This window comes from Streptomyces flaveolus (assembly GCF_014648815.1).
In the GTDB taxonomy this organism is placed as follows: Bacteria; Actinomycetota; Actinomycetes; order Streptomycetales; family Streptomycetaceae; genus Streptomyces; species Streptomyces flaveolus.
The window spans coordinates 396,438-419,444 of record NZ_BMRV01000004.1 but is presented as its reverse complement, the minus strand read 5'-3'; the positions used below and the strand labels follow the sequence as shown (position 1 = coordinate 419,444).

The following is a 23,007-nucleotide window of genomic DNA, read 5'->3' as shown; positions in this document are numbered from 1 at the left end:
AGGGCGAAGACAGACTGCCTTCGGCTGGAGGTTCTCCATGGCACAGATCATGCGACCCGCCAAACCCAGGACCGGCCTGCTGGCCACCGACGGCAAACCGCACCCGCTCCAGGACACGCTGATGGCCGTGAGCCTGGTGCTCGGAGTGCTCTCCCTCGTGACCGCGGGCTTCCCGGGGCTCCACCTCCTGACCTCCTGGGCCGGGCTGGCCGGCGTCCTGATCGGTGGATATGGCCAGTTCATCTCCGAGACGACGCGAGAGCGTTTCGGCCTGGTGCTGGGGATCGGCGCCTCCGCGGTCGGCCTCTACTTCGGCATGGCCCACGGCGGACTGTTCGGCTCCTTCGGGGGGTTCGTCGGCGGCTGACCACGGACCGCGCCGGCCCTCGGGACGGCGCGGTCCCGCCGGTACGCCGGACGGGGCGCTCACAGGGCGCAGTAGGCTTCGCGCGAGAGCCGGAGCCCCTGTACCCATGGGGACACACCAGCCCGAGGAGCGCCCCGAATGAGCCTGACCCTGAGGACCATCAGCCGCGAGCAGCATCTGGCCTACATCCAGAGCCTGCCGGCGGCGAGTCACATGCAGGTGCCGGCCTGGGCGGACGTAAAGGCGGAATGGCGCTCGGAGAACCTCGGTTGGTTCGACGACCGGACCGGTCAGCTGGTCGGTGCGGGCCTCGTGCTGTACCGGCAGCTGCCCAAGATCAAGCGTTACCTCGCGTACCTCCCCGAGGGCCCGGTCATCAACTGGTTCGCGCCGAATCTCCAGGAGTGGATGGAGCCCATGCTGGCGCACCTGAAGCAGCAGGGCGCCTTCTCGGTGAAGATGGGCCCGCCGGTGATCATCCGGCGCTGGGACGCCGCGTCGATCAAGAAGGGCATCCAGGACCCCGACGTCAAGCGGCTGCGCGACATAGAGGCCGACCACATCGAGCCGCGCGCCTTCGAGGTGGCCGACAAGCTGCGCCGCATGGGCTGGCAGCAGGGTGAGGACGGCGGCGCCGGCTTCGGCGACGTGCAGCCCCGCTACGTCTTCCAGGTGCCGCTGGCCAACCGGTCCCTGGAAGAGGTCCACAAGAACTTCAACCAGCTGTGGCGCCGCAACATCAAGAAGGCCGAGAAGGCCGGCGTCGAGGTCGTCCAAGGCGGCTACCACGACCTCGAGGAGTGGCAGCGCCTGTACGAGATCACGGCGGTGCGCGACCACTTCCGGCCGCGGCCGCTGTCCTACTTCCAGCGCATGTGGGCGGCCCTCAACAACGAGGACCCCAACCGCATGCGGCTGTACTTCGCCCGGCACAACGGGGTGAACCTGTCGGCGGCGACGATGCTGGTCGTCGGCGGGCACGTCTGGTACTCCTACGGCGCCTCCGACAACATCGGCCGCGAGGTCCGGCCCTCGAACGCGATGCAGTGGGCGATGCTGCGCGACGCCTACGCCCTCGGGGCCACCGTCTACGACCTGCGCGGCATCTCCGACTCCTTGGACGAGAGCGACCACCTCTTCGGTCTGATCCAGTTCAAGGTCGGCACGGGCGGGCAGGCGGCCGAGTACCTCGGGGAGTGGGACTTCCCGCTGAACAAGCTGCTGCACAAGGCGCTCGACATCTACATGTCGCGCCGCTGACCCACGCTCCCCGCTCCAGTAGCGTCGGGAGGGCTTCCACAGCTCCGACGAGTTTTCCTCACCTCTGACACACCGCAGCCACGAGAAAGGTTCCAGGTCCGGCCATGGCGCTCACGCTCTACGTCGACACCGCGCGCTGGCGGGCGCACCACAAGCACGTGCAGGAGCAGTTCCCCGGGCTCGTCCCGGTCTGCAAGGGCAACGGCTACGGCTTCGGACACGAGCGGCTGGCGGAGGAGGCCACGCGCCTCGGTTCCGACGTCCTCGCCGTGGGCACGACCTACGAGGCCGCCCGGATCAAGGACTTCTTCGGCGGCGATCTGCTGGTGCTGACGCCGTACCGGCGCGGTGAGGAGCCGGTGCCGCTGCCGGACCGGGTCGTGCGCTCCGTGTCCTCCATCGACGGCGTGTACGGCCTGGTCGGCGCGCGGGTGGTCATCGAGGTGATGTCCTCGATGAAGCGGCACGGCATCAGCGAACAGGACCTGCCGCAGCTGCACGCCGCCATAGAGAACGTCCGGCTGGAGGGCTTCGCCATCCATCTGCCGCTGGACCGCACCGACGGCTCGGACGCCGTCGAGGAGGTCATCGGGTGGATGGACCGGCTGCGTGCGGCCCGTCTGCCGCTGCACACGATGTTCGTCAGCCACCTCAAGGCCGACGAACTCGCCCGCCTCCAGCAGCAGTTCCCGCAGACCAGGTTCCGCGCGCGCATCGGGACGCGGCTGTGGCTGGGGGACCACGAGGCCACCGAGTACCGCGGCGCCGTGCTGGACGTCACCCGGGTGGCCAAGGGGGAGCGCTTCGGCTACCGGCAGCAGAAGGCGGCCTCGGACGGTTTCCTGGTGGTCGTGGCCGGCGGTACGTCCCACGGCGTGGGTCTGGAGGCCCCGAAGGCGTTGCACGGTGTCATGCCGCGCGCCAAGGGCGTCGCCCGGGCGGGCCTGGCCACGGTCAACCGGAACCTGTCGCCGTTCGTCTGGGGCGGCAAGCAGCGCTGGTTCGCGGAACCGCCGCACATGCAGGTGTCGATCCTGTTCGTGCCCTCCGACGCGCCGGAGCCGACGGTCGGAGACGAGCTGGTGGCACATCTGCGGCACACCACCACGCAGTTCGACCGCATCGTCGACCGCTGAGGTTCACGCGCGGAGCGAGAGCCCCGAGACCGTGAAAAGGGCCGTACACGGTTACCCGTGTACGGCCCTTTTCACGGTCCGGTGTCCGGAGGGCTGTTGGCGGGCTGCTCGCCGACGCCGATTCGCTCAGAGCGAGCCACCGGGCTGCCGTCCGGCGCCCCACTCCACCCGGGGGCCTTCGAGGTGAGCCGCGTACCGCGGCGGACGAGCGGCGGGACCGAGGACGAAGACATCGTCGGCGCCGTCGAGCACTCCGCCCGAGGGGTCGTCGTCACCGGTCCGCCGGACCGGGTCCCGGTCCGGCATGAGGATGTCGCGGACGACCATGACGCACAGGTACAGCGTCCCCAGCAGGTGGAGGCCGATGGCCCAGTGGTAGCCGTCCGTCGGCAGGCCCTTGTGGGCGTCTCCGCTGGTGGTGTAGGCGAGGTACATCCAGATGCCCAGGAAGTAGGCCACCTCGCACACCTGCCAGATCAGGAAGTCCCGCCACTTCGGCCGGGCCAGCGCGGCGAGCGGCACCAGCCACAGGACGTACTGCGGTGAGTAGACCTTGTTGGTGAGGATGAACGCCGCGACGATGAGGAAGGCGAGCTGGATGAACCGCGGACGCCGCGGGGCCGTCAGCGCGAGTGCCGCGATGGCGCCGCAGCACAGCAGCATCAGGAGCGTGGCGAGCGTGTTGACGGTCTCGGTGCTGGGCGGGTCGTCCGTGTTCCGGACGATGATCAGCCAGAAGGAACCGAAGTCGACGCCGCGTTCCTGGCTGAACGTATAGAACTTCGACCAGCCGTCGAAGGCGAAGAGCATCACCGGCAGGTTCACCACGAGCCAGGCGACGGCCGCGCCCCCCAGGGCCTTTCCGAACTCCCGCCACTTGCCCGCACGCCAGCACAGCACGAACAACGGGCCGAGGATGAGGAAGGGGTAGAGCTTGGCGGCCGTGGCCAGTCCCAGCAGCACGCCGAAGGCCAGTGCGCGCCCCCGCGACCACATCAGGATCGCCGCGATCGTCAGGGCGACCGCCAGCAAGTCCCAGTTGACGGTCGCGGTCAGCGCGAAGGCGGGTGCCAGCGCGACCAGCAGGCCGTCCCAGGGGCGCCTGGTGTGCATGCGGGTGACGCAGACGGCAATGACGGCCGCGCACACCATGAGCATCCCGGCATTGACCATCCAGTACCACTGTTCCTGGTCCTGGATGGTGCCGCTGCCCGGCGTGAGCCAGGACGCCACCTCCATGAACAAGCCGGTCAGCACCGGGTACTCGAGGTACTCCATGTCGCCGGGGAGCTTGTCGAAGTAGGGCACGAGCCCGTCGACGAACCCCCGGGCCTGGTAGAGGTGCGGGATGTCCGAGTAGCAGGCATGCGTGTACTGGGAGCTGGCACCGAAGAACCACGCACCGTTGTAGCAGGGCGCCTTCTGGACCAGGCCGAGGGCGAACACACTGATCGCCACGAGCGCGATCACCCGCACCGGCGTCCACCAGGACGTCCCGAGCAGGGCACGCCGGCCGAGAGGACCGCCGATCAGCTCGCTGCCTGCTGCTGCGACCGCGTCCTCCCTGCTCGGGGGAACCCGATCCGGTTCGTGCACGCTCGCTGGCGTCGATTCTGCACTGGGCATGGGGCACATCCTGCCGTACGTGTCTGGGAACACGACGGGGCCGCCGCGCCCTGATGGGTGCGGCGGCCCCTGTTTCACGTGGAACAAGCGGGTGTTTCACGTGAAACGCGCACGCCGGGCATGTCGGCGACTATCCGCTCGAACCCCAGATGGTGCCTCCTGGCCCGTTTCCGTTGCCGTTTCCGCTGCCGCTGCTGTCGCCCTCGCCGTCCGTCTCACTGGCCGAGGGTGAGGGAGACTGCGTTCCGTCCCCGCCGGCGGTGTCATTGCCGCCGTTCTGGTTGCCGCTGTTGTCCCCGTTCTCGCATTCCCAGTCGAAGACACCGCAGGTGGCGGTCGGTGAGGGCGAGGGACTGGTCGGGGTCTGGCTGGGCGTCGGGCTCGGTGACGGGCTCGACTCCTCCGTCTTGGAAGGCGTGGGTGTCGGGCTCGGCGGCGGGGTGTCGTTGATGACCTCACCGATGGGTTCCGGGGTCGGGAACTTCTCCGCCGGCTGACCCTTCAGGGCCTGCTCCATGTAGTCGTGCCAGATCTCCGACGGGAACGACGCACCGTGGATCTTGTCCTGGTCACCCGTTCCGTACATCTCCAGGAACGTGCGGTTCTTGATGGACTCGTCGTCCGGGTAGCGGAACATGCTGATCGCGGTCGACAGCTGCGGGGTGTACCCGACGAACCAGGCGGACTTGTTGCCGTCCGTGGTACCGGTCTTGCCCGCCACCTCACGGCCCGGCAGCTGGGCGTTGGAACCCGTACCGTCCTCGACGACGGTCTTCAGGACGTCCGTGACGTTGTCCGCGACCTTCGCGGTGAAGGCCTGCTTGGTCGTGACGTTGTGCGCGCGGATCGTCTTGCCTTCGTGCACCACCTTCGTGACGGAGAAGGGCTCACGCTGCTTCCCGCTGGCCGCGAAGGTGGCGTACGAGCCCGCCATACGGATCGCGCTGGGATCCGAGACACCGATGGAGAACGACGGGTAGTTCGTGCCCGTCAGGCTCTCCTGCTTGAGGCCCGCGGCGACCGCGGCCTCCTTCACCTTGTCCAGACCGACGTCCATGCCGAGCTGCACGTAGGCGGAGTTCACCGATTCCCGCATGGCCTCGCGCAGGTCGATCTTGTAGTCCGGCGGATCACCGACCGAATCCTTACCGTCGTTCTCCTGCCGCCACTGCTCGCCCTTCTCGTTCATCCAGATCGACCCGTCGTAATTCTTGATCTTGAGGTCGTTCTCGCCGCTGTACAGGCTCTTCGGAGAGACCACAGTGCGCTCGTCCTGGGGCTGGTCCTCGAGACCCTCGGGGTCGCGTACGCCCCACTTCATGGCCGCCGCGAGCACGAACGGCTTGAACGTCGAACCGACCTGGGCGCCGGTCACATCGGCGTTGTTGGTGAAGTGCTTGGTCGCGTCAGCGCCGCCGTAGATGGCCTCGATGGCGCCCGTCTCGGGGTTCACGGACGCCCCGCCGAACTGGACGTGAGTGTCGGTCTTGGGACGTACATCAGGCTTGATGTTCGCCTTGTAGACCTTGGTGACCGCGGTTTCGAGCGCCTCGACCTTCTTCTGGTCGAACGTCGTGTGGATCTCGTATCCGCCCTGGTCCAGCTGGTCCCGCGTCGCGATGTCATCCTTGATCACGGACGCCCTTGCGAGGTCGACGAGGTAGCCGATCTGGCCGCCCAGCTGGGTGTTCGAGCGGGGGTTCTGCACCGTGGGGAGCTCGGTGTACTTGGCCCGCTCCGCCTGGTTCAGATGCCCGTACTCGACCATCTTGTCGAGGGTGTCCTGCATCTGCCTCAGGGCACGCTTCCTGTTGGCCTCCGGGGTGGCGGCCGGGTCGATCGACGTGGCACCCGCGGGGTCGTAGTAGGTCGCACCCTTGAGAACGGCCGAGAGAAGAGCGCATTCGCCGGGGTTCAGGTCCACGGCGTCCTTGTTGAAGTACGCCCGCGCCGCGGCCTGGATGCCGTAGGCCCCGCGGCCGTAGTAGGCGGAGTTCAGGTAGCCCTCGAGGATCTTGTCCTTGTCGACCTCGGCGCCCACCTTGACCGAGACGAGGATCTCCTTGACCTTCCGGGAGACCGTCTGCGACTGGTCCTCCAGCATCGCGTTCTTGACGTACTGCTGGGTGATGGTGGAACCACCCTGCGTCTCGCCGCCCCGGGCCATGTTGAACACGGCGCGGGCGATGCCCTTCGGGTCGATGCCGCTGTCGGAGTAGAACGTCTTGTTCTCCTGGGAGATGACGGCGTTCTGCATCGCCTTGGGGATCGAGGAGAGCTTGACCATCTGTCGGTTGCGCTCACCGCCGGTGGCGACCATCACGTCGCCGTTGGCCCAGTAGTACACGTTGTTCTGCGCGGTCGCGGTCTTGGCCACGTCGGGGATGCCCACCATGGCGTACGCGATGCCGGCGGCGGCCACCAGGCCGCCGAAGAACGCGATGCACAGACCCGAGACGAGCTTCCAGGACGGCACCCAGCGCTGCCAGCCATCGCGGTCGCCCCGCGGATAGTCGATCATCCGCTTCTTCCCGGAAGCCGCCGCCCGGCCCCGGCCGGGGCCGCTCGCGGCGGCGGCGCCACCTGCCCGCCGGCCGCCACGGGCCGGCTCGGCCGCCCTGCGGCGACCGCCTCCACTGCGTTGTGCCGCGCGCCGTGCCTCGGCACGGCCCCCGTAGGGGCGCTCCTCGTCCTCCGGACCGTACGAGCCGGACGGAGACCCTGTGGCGCCTCGCGGTGCCGCACGGCGGCCGGAGGACGAGCCGGACTGGCCGCGTCGGGCCGCGGCACGTCCGCCTCCCTGCGGCTGCGGCGGTTTGCGACGGTGCTCGCTCATCGAACGACTACTCCTCGGGCAGGCGCACCTTTGCGCGCCTGGAAAAGGCGGCTGGTTTCCGGTCCCCCCGAAGTACGGATGCGGCCCCTACCGCATTCACCCGTACTGCACCGGGGACGAGGACGCCCCCACGCGTCACACGGTTCCCGGCAGTTTGCATGGCGCACAGACTACGCATCCCCAAAACCCCCGAGGTCCGAAGTTCACCTCAAATCAGGCAACTTGCTCACGAGGAAACGTGGATGTGATCCCGTTCACCACCGCACCCCTTGTCGCATGCGGAAGGTCGTTCTATCGTCGTGATGTATCGAGCCGATACATCAGCGCGGCATAAGGACGAGAGGAGGCGACGATGAGCCGGCGTTCCGGCATCCTCGAGTTCGCCGTACTCGGCCTGCTCCGCGAATCCCCGATGCACGGCTACGAGCTGCGCAAGCGGCTCAACACGTCACTCGGTGTGTTCCGGGCGTTCAGCTACGGGACGCTGTACCCCTGCCTCAAGACGCTGGTCGCCAACGGCTGGTTGATCGAAGAGCCGGGGAACGTCGACGAAACCGCCGCCTCTCTCACCGGGCGGCGCGCCAAGATCGTCTACCGGTTGACGGCCGACGGTAAGGATCACTTCGAGCAGCTCCTCTCGCAGACCGGCCCCGACGCGTACGAGGACGAGACCTTCGCCGCTCGCTTCGCGTTCTTCGGGCAGACGTCGCGTGACGTGCGCATGCGCGTGCTCGAAGGCCGGCGCAGCCGGCTCGAGGAGCGCCTGGAGAAGATGGGGGCCTCCCTGGCCCGCACCCGGGAGCGCCTCGACGACTACACGCTTGAGCTCCAGCGCCACGGAATGGAGTCCGTGGAGCGCGAAGTGCGCTGGCTGAACGAGCTCATCGAGAGCGAGCGGGCGGGGCGGGACCTGCGAGGTTCCGCCGCCGAGGGGACCGCTCAACAGGACACGACATCTGGAGCGACGGGCGGCCTGCCCCGGCCGGGGGACGACCCCCGGCCGGATACGCCCGGCGACACCGCCACGTGAGCGCCCAGTCAGGGCCTCACTCGTACACACAGGGAGCAACCGGAATGGGTTCGGTTCGCGTAGCCATCGTCGGTGTGGGCAACTGCGCCGCATCGCTGGTGCAGGGCGTCGAGTACTACAAGGACGCCGACCCGGCGGCCAAGGTCCCGGGCCTGATGCACGTCCAGTTCGGCGACTACCACGTCCGTGACATCGAGTTCGTCGCCGCCTTCGACGTGGACGCCAAGAAGGTCGGCCTGGACCTCGCGGACGCCATCGGCGCCTCCGAGAACAACACCATCAAGATCTGCGACGTGCCGAACAGCGGCGTCCAGGTCCAGCGCGGCCACACGCTCGACGGTCTCGGCAAGTACTACCGGGAGACCATCGAGGAGTCCGCCGAGGCCCCGGTCGACGTCGTCCAGGTCCTCAAGGACAAGCAGGTCGACGTCCTCGTCTGCTACCTGCCCGTCGGCTCCGAGGACGCGGCGAAGTACTACGCCCAGTGCGCCATCGACGCCAAGGTCGCCTTCGTCAACGCCCTCCCGGTCTTCATCGCCGGTACCAAGGAGTGGGCGGACAAGTTCACCGAGGCCGGTGTGCCGATCGTCGGTGACGACATCAAGTCGCAGGTCGGCGCCACCATCACGCACCGCGTGATGGCGAAGCTGTTCGAGGACCGGGGCGTCATCCTGGACCGCACGATGCAGCTGAACGTCGGCGGCAACATGGACTTCAAGAACATGCTCGAGCGTGACCGCCTCGAGTCCAAGAAGATCTCCAAGACGCAGGCCGTCACGTCCCAGATCCCCGACCGGGACATGGGCGAGAAGAACGTCCACATCGGCCCGTCCGACTACGTGGCCTGGCTGGACGACCGCAAGTGGGCCTACGTCCGCCTCGAGGGCCGCGCGTTCGGCGACGTCCCGCTGAACCTGGAGTACAAGCTCGAGGTCTGGGACTCCCCGAACTCGGCCGGCGTCATCATCGACGCCCTGCGCGCCGCGAAGATCGCCAAGGACCGCGGCATCGGCGGCCCGATCCTGTCGGCGTCGAGCTACTTCATGAAGTCCCCGCCGGTCCAGTACTTCGACGACCAGGCCCGCGAGAACGTCGAGAAGTTCATCAAGGGCGAGGTCGAGCGCTGAGCGCGCCCGGCTGAAGTCCGCTGAAGGTCCCTGGGTCGGACGACCCGGGGACCTTCGCGTATGTGAGGCTGTGCCCCATGGCCGTCGTCCGTGACCTGCGCGTCCTGCTGCGCCTGAAGGGGTTCCGGCGCCTGCTCGTCGTACGCCTGCTCTCTCAGGGCGCCGACGGCGTCTACCAGGTCGCGCTCGCCACCTACGTCGTCTTCTCACCGGAGAAGCAGACCTCGGCCGCCGCGATCGCCTCCGCGATGGCGGTCCTGCTGCTCCCGTACTCGCTGGTGGGTCCCTTCGCCGGCGTCCTGCTGGACCGCTGGCGCCGCCGCCAGGTCTTTCTGTACGGCAATCTGCTGCGCGCCCTGCTCGCCTCGGTGACCGCGGTGCTGATGGTCGCCTCCGTCCCGGACTGGCTCTTCTACGTCTCCGCCCTGTGCGTCACCGCCGTCAACCGCTTCGTCCTCGCGGGCCTGTCCGCGTCGCTGCCACGCGTAGTCGACGCGGAACGCTTGGTGATCGCGAACTCGCTCTCCCCGACGGCGGGCACCCTCGCGGCGACGGCCGGCGGCGGTCTGGCCTTCGTCGTGCGCCTCGTGGTCGCGGACTCCGACGCCGCCGTGGTGCTGCTCGGGGCCACCCTGTACCTGTGCGGTGCGCTCGCGTCGCTGCGGATGGCGGCGGAACTGCTGGGACCCGACCGGGCACTGGTGCGGCCGCATCTCGCGTCGGCGCTCGCCGGCACGGCCCGGGACCTGGTAGCCGGAGTACGCCATCTCCTCGCGCCCGCGCGCCGGGGAGCGGCCTGGGCGCTCGCCGGCATGACGCTGATGCGGTTCTGCTACGGCGCCCTGCTCGTCCTCCTGCTGATGCTGTGCCGGTACGCCCTGACGTCGGACACGGACGAGGGGCTCGCACTGCTGGGTCTGGCCCTGGGGGTCTCCGGCGCCGGCTTCTTCGCCGCGGCGGTGATCACCCCCTGGGCGGCCGGGCGGCTCGGTCCCGGCCGCTGGATGGCCGTGTGCGCGGGGATCGCCGCGGTGCTGGTCCCGGCTCTCGGGCTGCCGTTCGCCACCGCGCCCCTGCTCGCCGCGGCGTTCGTGCTGGGACTGACGACCCAGGGTTCGAAGATCGCGACCGACACGATCGTGCAGTCGTCGGTCGACGACGCCTTCCGTGGCCGGATCTTCTCCGTTTACGACGTGCTGTTCAACGTCGCCTTCGTCGGCGCCGCGGGGGTGGCCGCGCTGATGCTGCCGCCGGACGGCCGGTCGGTGCCGCTGGTCGCCACCGTCGCCGCTGTCTACGGAGCGGTTGCGGTCGCTATGGCCCGGTTTGACGGCCAGTAAGTGTCACATCAATGCCACAGAGCCCCACCGGGCTACAGAGATGTCGGTGGGGCCCGGTAACTTACGTGCGTCTTACTCGCGCCATGTTCGCGTCATGCACCCATGTTTAGGGGGACCCCCAGTGTCTACTCCGCCGCCCCAAGGCAACCCATTCGCGCAGGGCCAGCCGCAGGCCCCGCAGCAGCCCCAGGGGCAGAACCCCTTCGCGCAGGGGCAGCCGGGCTTCCCGCAGCAGCCCGGTCAGCCCGGCTTCCCCCAGCAGGGTGCACCGTACGCGCCGGTTCCCCCGCAGCCGGCCCAGCGCAAGGTCAGCTTCAAGACGATCAAGAACATCGTCATCGCCGTGATCGTCGTCGGCGTGGCCGTCGGCGGTTACCTGGCCAGCCGCGACGACGCCAACACGGCGGCGGTCGGGGACTGCATGCACCGCGGCAGCACCAATGACAACGACCCGGACCTCGAGGTCGTCGACTGCGCGGACGCGAAGGCCCAGTACGAGGTGCTGGCCAAGATCGAGGGCTCGTTCCTCACCGACACGATGGCCCAGAGCAAGTGTGAGGCCGAGGCCAAGGACTTCCAGTACGTCTACACCGAGAGCGGTGACGGCAAGGACTTCCTGCTCTGCCTGAAGGACTACAAGAAGTAAGGCAGACGCCTCATATGCCGTGAGGGGCGGTGTTTCACGTGAAACACCGCCCCTTCGTCTGCCCAGGTCATGTTTCACGTGAAACGTGACGTGGTTCCACGGCTCACGACTCCTGGTCGGCCCACCACTTCTTGAGCGCCGCGACCGCGGCCTCGTGCCCCATGGGCCCGTTCTCCAGGCGGAGCTCCAGCAGGTACTTGTACGCCTGACCGACAACCGGCCCCGGCCGGACACCCAGGATCTCCATGACCTGGTTGCCGTCCAGATCCGGGCGGATGGCGTCCAGCTCCTCCTGCTCCTGGAGCTTCTCGATCCGCTCCTCCAGCCCGTCGTACGCCCGCGAGAGCGCGGCAGCCTTGCGCTTGTTGCGGGTCGTGCAGTCCGAGCGCGTCAGCTTGTGGAGACGGTCGAGCAACGGGCCGGCGTCCCGGACATAGCGGCGGACCGCCGAGTCCGTCCACTCGCCCGTGCCGTAACCGTGGAAGCGCAGGTGCAGCTCGACCAGGCGCGAGACGTCCTTCACCAGGTCGTTGGAGTACTTGAGCGCGGTCATGCGCTTCTTCGTCATCTTGGCCCCCACCACCTCGTGGTGGTGGAACGAGACCCGGCCGTCCTTCTCGAACCGGCGCGTGCGCGGCTTGCCGATGTCGTGCAGCAGGGCGGCGAGCCGGAGGACCAGGTCGGGGCCTTCGGTCTCCAGGGCCATCGCCTGCTCCAGGACGATGAGCGTGTGGTCGTAGACGTCCTTGTGCCGGTGGTGCTCGTCCCTCTCCAGACGCAGGGCGGGCAGCTCGGGCAGGACACGCTCGGCGATGCCGCTGTCCACGAGCAGGGTCAGTCCCTTGCGCGGGTGAGCGGAGAGGATCAGCTTGTTCAGCTCGTCCCGGACCCGCTCGGCGGAGACGATGTCGATCCGCCCGGCCATGTCCTTCATGGCCGCGACGACCTCGGGGGCCACCGTGAAGTCCAGCTGGGCGGCGAAGCGCGCGGCCCGCATCATCCGGAGCGGATCGTCCGAGAACGACTCCTCGGGCGTGCCGGGAGTGCGCAGCACACGGGCCGCGAGGTCGTCGAGTCCGCCGTGCGGGTCGATGAACTTCTTCTCCGGCAGCGCGACGGCCATGGCGTTCACCGTGAAGTCCCGCCGGACGAGATCCTCCTCGATGGAGTCGCCGTACGACACCTCCGGCTTGCGCGACGTGCGGTCGTACGCCTCCGACCGATAGGTGGTCACCTCGATCTGGAAACCGTCCTTCTGCGCCCCGACCGTGCCGAACGCGATCCCGACCTCCCAGACGGCGTCCGCCCACGGCCGCACGATCTTGAGTACGTCCTGAGGCCGGGCATCGGTCGTGAAGTCCAGGTCGTTGCCGAGCCGGCCGAGCAACGCGTCCCGGACCGAGCCGCCGACCAGGGCGAGAGAGAACCCGGCTTCCTGGAAACGGCGGGCGAGGTCGTCGGCGACAGGCGCTACCCGCAGCGGTTCACTCACCGCGCGAGGCTGCGCCTGACTCATGGCACTGGGGTTGACTTCGTTGGCGTTCGGCACAACAGAACAGGGTACGTGGCCCGGGCGGACCCGGTCGCCTCCGTTGTCCGTGCACCCGGCCGCCCGCCTTTGTCGGCCCGCTCCTCTATATAGGCGCACATACGGGGCGGCCCGCGTCGCGACGGATCTTGTGGCGTACTCCGCGGCACTTCCCCTCGGCGCGCATCGTTACCATGCGTGGACGCACATTCCGACGACCACTGACACGACGAGGGACGGGCAAGCGCGTGGCCGAGGCGGCAGACTTCCAGGGGACCAGTCCCTCACCTGCCCGCCGGTGGCTCCGGCGCACCGCGGCACTGCTCGCCGGTGCGCCCCTGCTGACCGGCCTGGTTCAGCTGCCCTCCGGCTCCGCGTACGCCGACGGGCAGGCGACCGCGAAGGCCGACTCGGACTCCGGCACGGTGGCCGTCGCCGTCGACTCGCTCACCCCGTCAGCCCCGACCGCGGGGGACACGGTGACGGTGTCCGGCACCGTGACCAACAACGGCAAGCAGCCGGTCACCAAGGCCCATGTCGGACTGCGTGTGGGCTCCGAGATCAATACCCGCTCGTCCGTCGACGCCGTCGCCAAGGACGGCACCGACCTGTCGGGATCCGTCCCTCCGGAGATCGACGACAAGTACACGGCGAAGTTCTCCCAGCTCGCCCCCGGCGTCGCCGAGCACTTCAACATCTCCGTCCCGGTCGGCGACCTGGACCTCGGCGAGGACGGCGTCTACGAATTCGCCGTCTCGCTCTCCGGGCAGACCTCGGCAGAGCCGTGGGAGCAGGTCCTCGGCATCCAGCGCACCTTCCTGCCCTGGAAGCCCGAGGCGGCCGACCCGAAGACCAAGACGACGTATCTCTGGCCCCTCGTCTCGACCACCCACATGGCCGCCGAGACGGGGCCGAACGAGGAGCAGACGCCGGTCTTCCTCAACGACGACCTGGCCAAGGAGATCTCTCCCGGAGGCCGCCTGAACCAGATGGTCGCGCTGGGCAAGGACCTCGACGTCACCTGGGTGGTCGACCCGGATCTGCTCGCCTCCGTCGACGCGATGACGGGCAGCTACCGGGTCCGCAACGGGGACGACACCGTACGCGGCACCCATCAGGAGGTCGCCAAGCAGTGGCTCGCCGACCTCCAGGACGCGGTGACCGACAAGGAAGTCGTCGCCCTGCCCTTCGCCGACCCCGACCTGGCCTCCCTGGCCCACAACGGCACGGACACCGCCGGTTCGCTGAGCCAACTGAAGGAAGCCACGGACGTCGTCGACAACACGGTCCCTCCGATCCTCCACGTGAAACCGAACACGGACTTCGCCTGGCCCGTGGAGGGCGCAGTCGACCGGTCGATCGTCAAGGTCGCCACCTCGGCGGGCGCCGACAAGGTGATCGCCCGCAGTGACAGCCTCCAGGAGACCAACGGCCTGTCGTACACCCCGTCGGCCGCGCGTCCCATCGGCGGCGGGATCACCGCCGTCGTCGCGGACGCCCGGCTGTCCACGGCGTTCGAGGGCGACCTCGCGAAGGCGTCCTCGTCCACGCTCGCGGTGCAGCGGTTCCTCGCCCAGAGCCTGACGCTGGGCCTTCAGACCGGCAAGCAGCGCAGCATCGTCGTCGCCCCGCAGCGCACTCCCTCCGGCAGTCAGGCCCGTGCGATGGCCGAGGCGCTGAGGGCACTCCAGGACGGCACCTGGTCGCAGTCCCAGAAGCTGACGGACGCCGCTGCGGCCAAGCCCGACCCCGACGCCACCACCAAGGTGCCGGGTGCCTCCTCGTATCCCTCGGCGCTGCGCAAGAAGGAACTGCCCCGGTCGGCGTTCACGGAGATCGCGCAGACCCAGGACAAGCTCGACAACTTCAAGGTCGTCCTGTCGGACCCGTCCCGGGTGGTGACGCCCTTCGGGCGGGCCCTGAACCGGGAGATGTCCGCGTCCTGGCGGGGCCGGGCCACCGAGGCGGAATCGTTCCGCGCCGGCGTGCGCTCGTACCTCGACGGGCTGACCGGCCGGGTCAGACTGATCGACAAGTCGGAGACGAAGCTGTCCGGCCGCAGCGCCACGATTCCCGTGACGGTGCAGAACAACCTGGTGCAGGATGTCGGCCCCCTGGTGCTGCGGCTCACCTCGACGAACCCGACGCGCCTGGAGATCGACGGCGCGGCCTATCAGGAGCAGCCGGTATCCGTCTCCGGGGGCCACAGCCAGTCGGTGAAGTTCACCACGTCCGCCAACGCCAACGGCCGGGCCACGGTGATCGCCCAGCTGTACACGATGGACGGACGGCCGTACGGCAAGGCGGTCACGTTCGACGTGAAGGTCACCGAGATCACGGCCACGGTCATGCTGGTCATCGGCGGCGGTGTCCTGCTCCTCGTCCTCGCCGGTTTTCGGATGTACACGCAGCGCAAGCGGGCCGCCGCCCGTGCGGCCGACCAGGGCGATTCCGGCGAGGACCAGGAAACCGACGGCGGCGAGGACGGTCCTGAGAACCCCGATGCCCCGGAGAACCCCGGTGCCCCGGAGGCGCGTCTCACGGAGTCCGAGGAAGGCTCCCGGGCAGGCGACCCGGAGCAGCCGAGTGACCCGGCGCCGGACACCGCAGCGGAAAACGCCGACCCGTCCGGCACGGGTGAGAGAGTGGACCGTTGAGATGTCGTGGCCGGTCGGCCCGGGACGATGAGGTGGGGTAACCATGAACGCGCCGTACGACGGTGACCGCGGTCAGGCCGTGGACGGCTCGGGCCACCCCGAGGGTCCGGTGCCCGACCACGGCCAGACGCCGCCGCAGCCGCCCGCGGACATGTACCTCCAGGACGCCTACGACCAGGATCCCTACCGGGCGCAGGACCTCTCCGCCCAGGACCCAGTCTCCGAGGCGCTCTACGACCGCGCCGCGCACCCCCCGCCGCCCCCGGGCACTTACCCGCCGCAGCAGCCGCTGTACGGCACGCCGTCCCAGTCGCCGTACGCGCCCGACCCGCGCGTCTGGGCGCAGACTCCGGCACCCGAGCCGGACGGCCCCACCCAGTACCTGCCGTACGGCGACGACCCGCGCACGACCCAGTTCGTCGGCGTCGACGACCTGGTCACGCAGGCCGGCGAGCAGCGTCACGAGCCCGACGCCTTCGCCCACCTGTTCCGGGACCAGCAGCAGGGTGGCGGCCACCCGTCCTACGACGACCAGGCGCCCGTTCCCTCCCCCGCGCCCGCTCCTGGCCAGTACGGCGCGGTCCCGGGACCTGACCAGTACCGCGGCGCCCAGGGCACCGGCCCGTACGCGAACACCCCGGCCCCCGGCCAATACGGCGGCACCGCTCCGGGCCCCGGCCCGTACGCGGCACCCGCGCCGGGCCAGTACGCGGCGGCTCCCACTCCGGAAGCGGCCGAGGCGCCCGTCCAGGAAGCCGAACCCGCCGCGCCTGCCGCCGCCCCCAAGAAGGGCGGCCGTGCGGGCGGTCTGCTGAAGTCCAGCGCCGTGATGGCGGCGGGCACGATGGTCTCCCGGCTGACCGGGTTCATCCGCTCGGCGCTGATCGTCTCGGCGCTCGGCGTGGGCCTGCTCGGCGACACGTTCCAGGTCGCCTACCAGCTGCCTACCATGATCTACATCCTGACCGTCGGCGGCGGCCTCAACTCGGTCTTCGTACCGCAGCTGGTGCGGGCCATGAAGGACGACGAGGACGGCGGCGAGGCCTTCGCCAACCGCCTGCTGACGCTGGTCATGGTGGCGCTCGGCGCACTCACCGCGATCACCGTCTTCGCCGCCCCCCTCCTGATCCGGGCCCTGTCCAACCCCGTCGCCAGCAACCCGGCCGCGAACGAGGTCGGCATCACCTTCGTCCGCTACTTCCTGCCCTCGATCTTCTTCATGGGCCTGCACGTGGTGATGGGGCAGATCCTCAACGCCCGCGGCCGGTTCGGCGCGATGATGTGGACCCCGGTCCTGAACAACATCGTCATCATCGTCACGCTGGGCATGTTCATCTGGGTCTACGGGACCGCCGAGACCTCCGGCATGAAGGTCACCAGCATTCCGCCGGAGGGCCAGCGCCTGCTCGGCATCGGCGTGCTGCTGGGCCTCGTCGTGCAGTCCCTGGCGATGATCCCGTACCTGCGCGAGACGGGCTTCCGGCTGCGGCTGCGCTTCGACTGGCGGGGCCACGGACTCGGCAAGGCCGTCACCCTCGCCAAGTGGACGGTCCTGTTCGTGCTCGCCAACCAGGCGGGCGCCATGATCGTCATCCAGCTCTCCACGGCCGCGGGCACAGCGTCCCCCGTCGACGGCACCGGCTTCGCCGCCTATGCCAACGCCCAGCTGATCTGGGGCCTGCCGCAGGCCATCATCACGGTCTCCCTGATGGCCGCCCTGCTGCCGCGCATCTCGCGCTCGGCGTCCGAGGACGACGGTGGCGCGGTCCGCGACGACATCTCCCAGGGCCTGCGCACGACGGCCGTCGCCATCGTGCCCATCTCCTTCGGATTCGTCTCGCTCGGCATCCCGATGTGCACGCTGATGTTCGGCTCGTCGGGCACCAGCGAAGCCACCAACATGGGCTACATGCTGATGGCCTTCGGCCTCGGCCTCATCCCCTACTCCGTGCAGTACGTCGTCCTGCGCGCCTTCTACGCCTACGAGGACACCCGGACGCCCTTCTACAACACGGTCATCGTGGCCGCGTTCAACGCCGCGGCGTCCGCCCTGTGTTACTTCCTGCTGCCCGCCCGCTGGGCCGTGGTCGGCATGGCCGCCGCCTACGGACTGGCCTACGCGATCGGTGTCGGCGTCGCCTGGCGCAGGCTGCGCAAGCGGCTCGGCGGGGACCTGGACGGTGCCCGGGTGCTGCGGACGTACGCCCGGCTGTGCATCGCCTCCGTCCCGGCCGCCCTGCTCAGCGGCGCCGCCTGCTACGGGATCGGCCACACGCTCGGCCAGGGCGTCGTGGGCTCCCTCGCCGCCCTGCTGGCCGGCGCGGCGGTCCTGTTCGGTGTCTTCTTCGTCGCCGCCCGCAGGATGCGGATCGAGGAGGTCAACTCACTGGTCGGTATGGTGCGCGGACGCCTGGGACGCTGAGACCGGGGGTAGGCGCACAACCATCGTCCACCCCCGTGTGTCGTGCATAGCGGCGGACTGTGGGCACAATTGGGTTCGGCGTCGGGCTGCGCGCATCGGGAGTCGGCCGGCGTGCATCGAATGGGGAGGCAGGAACGACGGTGGCGGAACGGAGCACAGCTGCCGTCGACGTGGCAGACAACAGCGGTGAGAAGCCGCTGACCGCACAGGCGGACCAGTCCACGGCCGACGGGGTGGCCAACAACCGGGAGCGGGACACGGACAGCGACGAGGCACAGGGAAACCCCACGAGCGAGGATTCCGGCAAGGCCTCGCCTCCCGAACTGCACAGCGGGCACAAGCTCGCCAGACGTTACCGCCTCGAGGAATGCGTCACCCGTCTGGACGGCTTCAGCAGCTGGCGGGCCGTCGACGAGAAACTCCGCCGCGCCGTCGGAGTCCACGTCCTGCCGGCGGACCACACGCGGGCCCGTTCCGTGCTGGCCGCCGCACGCTCCGCCGCGCTGCTCGGCGATCCGCGTTTCGTCCAGGTCCTCGACGCCGTCGAGGACAACGACCTCGTCTACGTCGTCCACGAATGGCTCCCCGACGCAACCGAACTGACCGCGCTCCTCGCCGCCGGCCCGCTCGACGCGTACGACGCCTACCAGATGGTGAGCCAGGTCGCCTCCGCGATGGCCGCGGCACACCGCGAGGGCCTCGCCCACCTGCGCCTGAACCCCAACGCCGTGCTGCGTACGTCGACGGGCCAGTGGAAGATCCGCGGACTGGCCGTCAGCGCCGCACTGCGCGGCATCAGTTCCGACACCCCGCAGCGCACCGACACCGAGGCCATCGGCGCCCTGCTGTACGCCACGCTCACCCAGCGCTGGCCGTACGAGAGCGACGCCTACGGCATGGCGGGCCTGCCCAAGGACCTCGGTCTGATCCCGCCGGACCAGGTGCGCGCGGGTGTCCACCGCGGCCTGTCCGAGCTCGCCATGCGGGCGCTCGTCAACGACGGCGCCACCGCTTCGCGCCACGAGTCCCCGTGCACCACGCCGGAGGAACTGGTCAAGGCGATCGGCGAGATGCCCCGCATCCGGCCCCCGGAGCCGACCTACACCGCGCCGCCCGCCTACCAGCGCACGTCCTACCAGAAGGGCACGTACGGCCGCCCGGCACCGCACCCCGGCGTCACCCAGCCGGTACCGACGCCACCGCCCCCGCTGCAGAGCCGTACCGGCAAGGCACTGAAGTGGACCGTCTCCGCCCTGCTGATCGCCGCCCTCGGCCTCGGCAGCTGGCAGCTGGCGGACGCCCTCATGGAGCGGGGCGGCAAGGCCGACGACCAGAACCAGACGCAGACGACGGACGGCGACGACAAGAGCCCGAAGATTCCGGTGGCCGGCAAGCCGATCGCCATCAGCAGTGCCCGGGACTTCGACCCCTTCGGCGACCAGTCCGAGAAGCCGTCCGAGATAGAGAACGTCTACGACGGCAGCCCCTCCACGTACTGGCAGACGGACTACTACCTGAGTTCCGACTTCGGCCGCCTCAAGTCTGGGGTCGGCGTCATCGTGGACCTCGGCAAGGTCCAGCAGGTCGGAAAGGTGACGGTCACCTTCGTCGGGAGTACGTCCGTCGAACTGCGCAGCGCCGATGCGGACGCCGCCGCGGAGCCGACCTCGTTCGACGACTACGGCAAGGTCGCCGAGGGCTCCGGAACGACGGTGGAGCTCAAGCCCGAGAAGGCTCTCCGGAGCCGGTACCTGCTGGTGTGGCTCACCGATCTGCCGAAACAGGCGGACACCGGGGAGTGGCGCGGCAGGCTGGCGGACGTCAAGGTGAGCAGCTGACGGCATCTGCCGCGAGGAGAGGGTGTGATGGCGGACGGCACGAGTGGTGAGGACCTGACCGATCACGAGTTGCTCGTCCGCCACGTCGAGGGTGATCCCGACGCCTTCGGTGAGCTCGTCCGCCGTCATCGCGACCGGCTCTGGGCGGTTGCCCTGCGCACCCTGGGGGACCGCGAGGAGGCCGCTGACGCGGTCCAGGACGCGCTCGTCTCCGCCTACCGGGCCGCGCACACCTTCCGAGGACAGGCGGCCGTCACGACGTGGCTGCACAGGATCACCGTGAACGCCTGCCTGGACCGTGCCCGCAAGGCCGCTTCCCGCAAGACCGCTCCGGTCGACGACGCCGAGCGCCTGGAACAGCTGCTGGAACCGCACGAGTCGGCATCGGCCCCCGCCGAGCGCAACGACCTGCACCGCCAGCTCGTCGAGGCTCTGGGAACGCTGCCGGCCGATCAGCGGGCGGCTCTCGTCCTCGTCGACATGCAGGGTTACCCCGTCGCCGAGGCGGCACGGATCCTCGACGTGCCGGTCGGAACGATCAAGAGCCGGTGCGCCCGTGGCAGAGCCAGACTTCTGCCGCTGCTCACCCACCTGCGTCCGGACGGCAACGGTGATGGCGAGAAGCCCGACCCCGAGCGGAACCGGACGCAGGGCGCATCCGTCCCACCCGCAGCGGGACCGCGCCGGGCGGGTCCGACGGAAGCGGGCCAGAGCGATTCAGCCGCAGTGAAGGGCGGAGGTGGACGAGCGTGACGTCGTCGACGACAGACATGGCCGGGCATCCCGACGTCGCGGAGATCTCCGACCTCGCCGAAGGCCTGCTTCCGCCCTCGCGGACCACGGACGTACGACGGCACCTGGAGACCTGCGAGCTCTGCGCGGACGTCTACGCGTCGCTGGAGGAGATCCAGGGACTGCTCGGGACGTTGCCGGGACCGCAGCGGATGCCCGATGACGTGGCGGGTCGCATCGACGCCGCCCTCGCCGCCGAAGCACTGCTGAGTGCGACAGCGCCGGCATCCCCGGCAGCCTCGGCAGCGTCGGCAGCCGACGAGGACGAGAGCAGCGACGGCACGCACGTTTCACGTGAAACATCGGCGGCCCACCGTCCTTCCGGGCGCGCCCGGACCTCCACCACGGGTCCCGGCCGCAAGGACCGCAGGCGGATCGGACGGCGCAGGATCGCCGTCATGGGTGCCGTGGCCGCCGTGGCCGCCCTGGGGATCGGCTCCGTGATCGTGTCGTCCGTCACGGGAGGCAGCCCACCTGACGACACGGCCCACGGGCAGCAGACCGCACCCGTGGACACCTTCTCCGAGACCAAGCTGCAGAAGCAGGTCACCGAACTCATCGGCGACGGGGAGGGCACACGGAGCGGCCCTCGGACGCCGCACAGCTTCGGCACGGAGCCCGAGACGGAGAACCACGTCCTCACGCAACCGACGGTTGTCCCCGAGTGCGTCCAGAAGGCCATCGGCCGCGACGACGCGGCGCTCGCCACGGAGGAGGGCGTGTACAAGGGCAAGGAAGCACTGCTCGTGGTACTGCCCGACACCCTCAACGACAGTCGCGTCACCGCCTACATCGTCGATTCGGCCTGCGTGGACCAGCCCGCCGTCGGCAAGGCCACGGTGCTTCTGCAGCACTCCTACACGCGTCCCTGAGTGCGCGCGGTCTGCTCGCCCGCCGTGTGCCCGGACACAGCGGGAATGCGCGCCCCTTAGGATCCGTTGGGTGGGGTGAGAGTTCCGAGAGAAGCTCCACCCGGCCCTGAAGACGCTGTCCAGAGACGAGGAATGAAGCCGTGAGCGACGTCCGAAACGTGATCATCATCGGCTCCGGGCCCGCCGGCTACACGGCGGCGCTCTACACCGCGCGCGCGTCGCTGAAGCCGCTGGTGTTCGAGGGCGCCGTCACCGCCGGAGGTGCACTGATGAACACCACCGAGGTGGAGAACTTCCCGGGCTTCCAGGACGGCATCATGGGCCCCGAGCTCATGGACAACATGCGCGCCCAGGCCGAGCGTTTCGGCGCCGAGCTCGTCCCGGACGATGTCGTCGCCGTCGACCTCAGCGGTGAGATCAAGACCGTCACCGACACCGCGGGCACCGTCCACCGGGCGAAGGCCGTCATCGTCACCACCGGCTCCCAGCACCGCAAGCTCGGTCTGCCGAACGAGGACGCCCTGTCCGGCCGTGGCGTCTCCTGGTGCGCGACCTGCGACGGCTTCTTCTTCAAGGACCAGGACATCGCCGTGATCGGCGGCGGTGACACCGCGATGGAGGAGGCCACGTTCCTCTCCCGGTTCGCCAAGTCCGTGACGATCGTCCACCGCCGCGACACCCTGCGCGCCTCCAAGGCGATGCAGGAGCGTGCCTTCGCCGACCCGAAGATCTCGTTCGTCTGGGACAGCGAGGTCGCCGAGATCCAGGGTGACCAGAAGCTGTCGGGCCTGAAGCTGCGCAACCTCAAGACCGGCGAGCTCTCGGACCTGGCGGTGACCGGCCTGTTCATCGCCATCGGTCACGACCCGCGCACCGAGCTCTTCAAGGGCCAGCTCGACCTGGACCCGGAGGGCTACCTGAAGGTCGAGGCCCCCTCGACCCGCACCAACCTGACCGGCGTCTTCGGCGCCGGTGACGTGGTCGACCACACCTACCGGCAGGCGATCACCGCCGCCGGCACAGGCTGCTCCGCCGCCCTCGACGCCGAGCGCTTCCTCGCCGCGCTCACCGACGAGGACAAGGCCGAGCCCGAGAAGACCGCTGTCTGACCCCCATCCGCCCCGCGCACCAACCAGTTAAGGAGCCCGCCGTGGCCGGCACCCTGAAGCAAGTGACCGACGACTCCTTCGAGCAGGACGTCCTCAAGAGCGACAAGCCCGTCCTGGTGGACTTCTGGGCCGCCTGGTGCGGACCGTGCCGCCAGATCGCGCCGTCCCTCGAGGCGATCGCCGCCGAGTACGGCGACAAGATCGAGATCGTCAAGCTGAACATCGACGAGAACCCGGGTACGGCCGCCAAGTACGGCGTCATGTCCATCCCGACGCTGAACGTGTACCAGGGCGGCGAGGTCGCCAAGACCATCGTCGGCGCCAAGCCCAAGGCCGCGATCGTCCGCGACCTCCAGGACTTCATCGCCGACTGACGTTCCACGTGAAACACGAAGGGGCCGGCCCATCTGGGCCGGCCCCT

17 protein-coding genes are annotated in these 23,007 nt (G+C 69.3%); 14 read left to right on the top strand and 3 right to left on the bottom strand.

The genetic code is table 11. The features are described from left to right. Window positions 1–37 precede the first annotated feature (37 nt). The 3 genes from IEZ05_RS12890 to IEZ05_RS12880 all read left to right on the top strand — a co-directional run bounded on the left by IEZ05_RS12890 (window position 38) and on the right by IEZ05_RS12880 (window position 2,763). Window positions 38–367 (top strand): hypothetical protein, encoded by a 330-nt coding sequence (locus tag IEZ05_RS12890; protein WP_189230195.1) that lies wholly within the window; start codon window positions 38–40, stop codon window positions 365–367. A gap of 138 nt (window positions 368–505) precedes the next feature. Further along, entirely contained in the window at window positions 506–1,627 is a 1,122-nt protein-coding gene (gene femX, locus IEZ05_RS12885; RefSeq protein WP_189230194.1) for a peptidoglycan bridge formation glycyltransferase FemX, read from the top strand. A 104-nt stretch (window positions 1,628–1,731) separates the two neighbouring features. Continuing rightward, window positions 1,732–2,763, top strand: coding sequence for an alanine racemase (locus tag IEZ05_RS12880; RefSeq protein WP_161166484.1), 1,032 nt, complete (start codon window positions 1,732–1,734; stop codon window positions 2,761–2,763). A 126-nt stretch (window positions 2,764–2,889) separates the two neighbouring features. Here IEZ05_RS12880 and IEZ05_RS12875 read toward each other — a convergent pair whose 3' ends face one another. Together IEZ05_RS12875 and IEZ05_RS12870 are read right to left on the bottom strand one after the other, a co-directional pair. Further along, complete coding sequence (locus IEZ05_RS12875; RefSeq protein ID WP_189230193.1) at window positions 2,890–4,389, bottom strand: glycosyltransferase family 87 protein; 1,500 nt, start codon at window positions 4,387–4,389, stop codon at window positions 2,890–2,892. A gap of 130 nt (window positions 4,390–4,519) precedes the next feature. After that, window positions 4,520–7,225, bottom strand: a complete 2,706-nt coding sequence (locus tag IEZ05_RS12870; RefSeq protein ID WP_189230192.1) for a transglycosylase domain-containing protein — start codon at window positions 7,223–7,225, stop codon at window positions 4,520–4,522. Between the two features lie 352 nt (window positions 7,226–7,577). On the opposite strand from IEZ05_RS12870, the gene IEZ05_RS12865 reads away from it, so the two are divergent. From IEZ05_RS12865 to IEZ05_RS12850, 4 genes are all read left to right on the top strand, one after another. Continuing rightward, a complete protein-coding gene (locus tag IEZ05_RS12865; protein ID WP_189230191.1) occupies window positions 7,578–8,255 on the top strand; it encodes a PadR family transcriptional regulator in 678 nt (225 codons plus the stop codon). A gap of 44 nt (window positions 8,256–8,299) precedes the next feature. Then, a complete protein-coding gene (locus IEZ05_RS12860; RefSeq protein WP_189230190.1) occupies window positions 8,300–9,382 on the top strand; it encodes an inositol-3-phosphate synthase in 1,083 nt (360 codons plus the stop codon). A 77-nt stretch (window positions 9,383–9,459) separates the two neighbouring features. Then, on the top strand, window positions 9,460–10,722 hold the full coding sequence (locus IEZ05_RS12855; protein WP_189230189.1) for an MFS transporter: 1,263 nt from the start codon (window positions 9,460–9,462) through the stop codon (window positions 10,720–10,722). 121 nt (window positions 10,723–10,843) lie between these two features. After that, window positions 10,844–11,368, top strand: coding sequence for an LppU/SCO3897 family protein (locus tag IEZ05_RS12850; protein ID WP_189230188.1), 525 nt, complete (start codon window positions 10,844–10,846; stop codon window positions 11,366–11,368). Window positions 11,369–11,471: 103 nt separating this feature from the next. Here IEZ05_RS12850 and IEZ05_RS12845 read toward each other — a convergent pair whose 3' ends face one another. Further along, window positions 11,472–12,917: a CCA tRNA nucleotidyltransferase gene (locus IEZ05_RS12845; RefSeq protein WP_189230187.1), complete on the bottom strand. Its 1,446-nt coding sequence runs from the start codon at window positions 12,915–12,917 to the stop codon at window positions 11,472–11,474. Between the two features lie 227 nt (window positions 12,918–13,144). Between IEZ05_RS12845 and IEZ05_RS12840 the strand changes: the two genes are divergently transcribed. The 7 genes from IEZ05_RS12840 to trxA all read left to right on the top strand — a co-directional run bounded on the left by IEZ05_RS12840 (window position 13,145) and on the right by trxA (window position 22,960). Beyond that, window positions 13,145–15,553, top strand: coding sequence for a DUF6049 family protein (locus IEZ05_RS12840; RefSeq protein ID WP_189230186.1), 2,409 nt, complete (start codon window positions 13,145–13,147; stop codon window positions 15,551–15,553). A 43-nt stretch (window positions 15,554–15,596) separates the two neighbouring features. Further along, window positions 15,597–17,975, top strand: a complete 2,379-nt coding sequence (gene murJ / locus IEZ05_RS12835) for a murein biosynthesis integral membrane protein MurJ (protein ID WP_189230185.1) — start codon at window positions 15,597–15,599, stop codon at window positions 17,973–17,975. A gap of 140 nt (window positions 17,976–18,115) precedes the next feature. Next, window positions 18,116–19,813 carry a protein kinase family protein gene (locus IEZ05_RS12830; protein ID WP_189230184.1) on the top strand — a complete coding sequence of 566 codons (1,698 nt, stop codon included), beginning with the start codon at window positions 18,116–18,118 and terminating at the stop codon, window positions 19,811–19,813. 27 nt (window positions 19,814–19,840) lie between these two features. Then, on the top strand, window positions 19,841–20,566 hold the full coding sequence (gene sigM, locus IEZ05_RS12825) for an RNA polymerase sigma factor SigM (RefSeq protein WP_189230183.1): 726 nt from the start codon (window positions 19,841–19,843) through the stop codon (window positions 20,564–20,566). Window positions 20,567–20,583: 17 nt separating this feature from the next. Continuing rightward, the gene (locus tag IEZ05_RS12820) at window positions 20,584–21,477 is read left to right on the top strand and encodes an anti-sigma factor family protein (RefSeq protein WP_189230352.1); all 894 of its coding nucleotides are present in this window, start codon (window positions 20,584–20,586) and stop codon (window positions 21,475–21,477) included. A gap of 140 nt (window positions 21,478–21,617) precedes the next feature. Beyond that, window positions 21,618–22,586, top strand: coding sequence for a thioredoxin-disulfide reductase (gene trxB, locus IEZ05_RS12815; protein ID WP_189230182.1), 969 nt, complete (start codon window positions 21,618–21,620; stop codon window positions 22,584–22,586). 41 nt (window positions 22,587–22,627) lie between these two features. Continuing rightward, entirely contained in the window at window positions 22,628–22,960 is a 333-nt protein-coding gene (trxA, locus tag IEZ05_RS12810) for a thioredoxin (protein ID WP_189230181.1), read from the top strand. Window positions 22,961–23,007 lie beyond the last annotated feature (47 nt).

Excerpts from the sequence above, each read along its gene's own strand:
- IEZ05_RS12890 (WP_189230195.1), top strand. The coding sequence starts at position 38 with ATGGCACAGATCATGCGACCCGCCAAACCCAGGACCGGCCTGCTGGCC.
- femX (WP_189230194.1), top strand. The coding sequence starts at position 506 with ATGAGCCTGACCCTGAGGACCATCAGCCGCGAGCAGCATCTGGCCTAC.
- IEZ05_RS12880 (WP_161166484.1), top strand. The coding sequence starts at position 1,732 with ATGGCGCTCACGCTCTACGTCGACACCGCGCGCTGGCGGGCGCACCAC.
- IEZ05_RS12875 (WP_189230193.1), bottom strand. The coding sequence starts at position 4,389 with ATGCCCAGTGCAGAATCGACGCCAGCGAGCGTGCACGAACCGGATCGG.
- IEZ05_RS12870 (WP_189230192.1), bottom strand. The coding sequence starts at position 7,225 with ATGAGCGAGCACCGTCGCAAACCGCCGCAGCCGCAGGGAGGCGGACGT.
- IEZ05_RS12865 (WP_189230191.1), top strand. The coding sequence starts at position 7,578 with ATGAGCCGGCGTTCCGGCATCCTCGAGTTCGCCGTACTCGGCCTGCTC.
- IEZ05_RS12860 (WP_189230190.1), top strand. The coding sequence starts at position 8,300 with ATGGGTTCGGTTCGCGTAGCCATCGTCGGTGTGGGCAACTGCGCCGCA.
- IEZ05_RS12855 (WP_189230189.1), top strand. The coding sequence starts at position 9,460 with ATGGCCGTCGTCCGTGACCTGCGCGTCCTGCTGCGCCTGAAGGGGTTC.
- murJ (WP_189230185.1), top strand. The coding sequence starts at position 15,597 with ATGAACGCGCCGTACGACGGTGACCGCGGTCAGGCCGTGGACGGCTCG.
- sigM (WP_189230183.1), top strand. The coding sequence starts at position 19,841 with ATGGCGGACGGCACGAGTGGTGAGGACCTGACCGATCACGAGTTGCTC.
- IEZ05_RS12820 (WP_189230352.1), top strand. The coding sequence starts at position 20,584 with ATGGCCGGGCATCCCGACGTCGCGGAGATCTCCGACCTCGCCGAAGGC.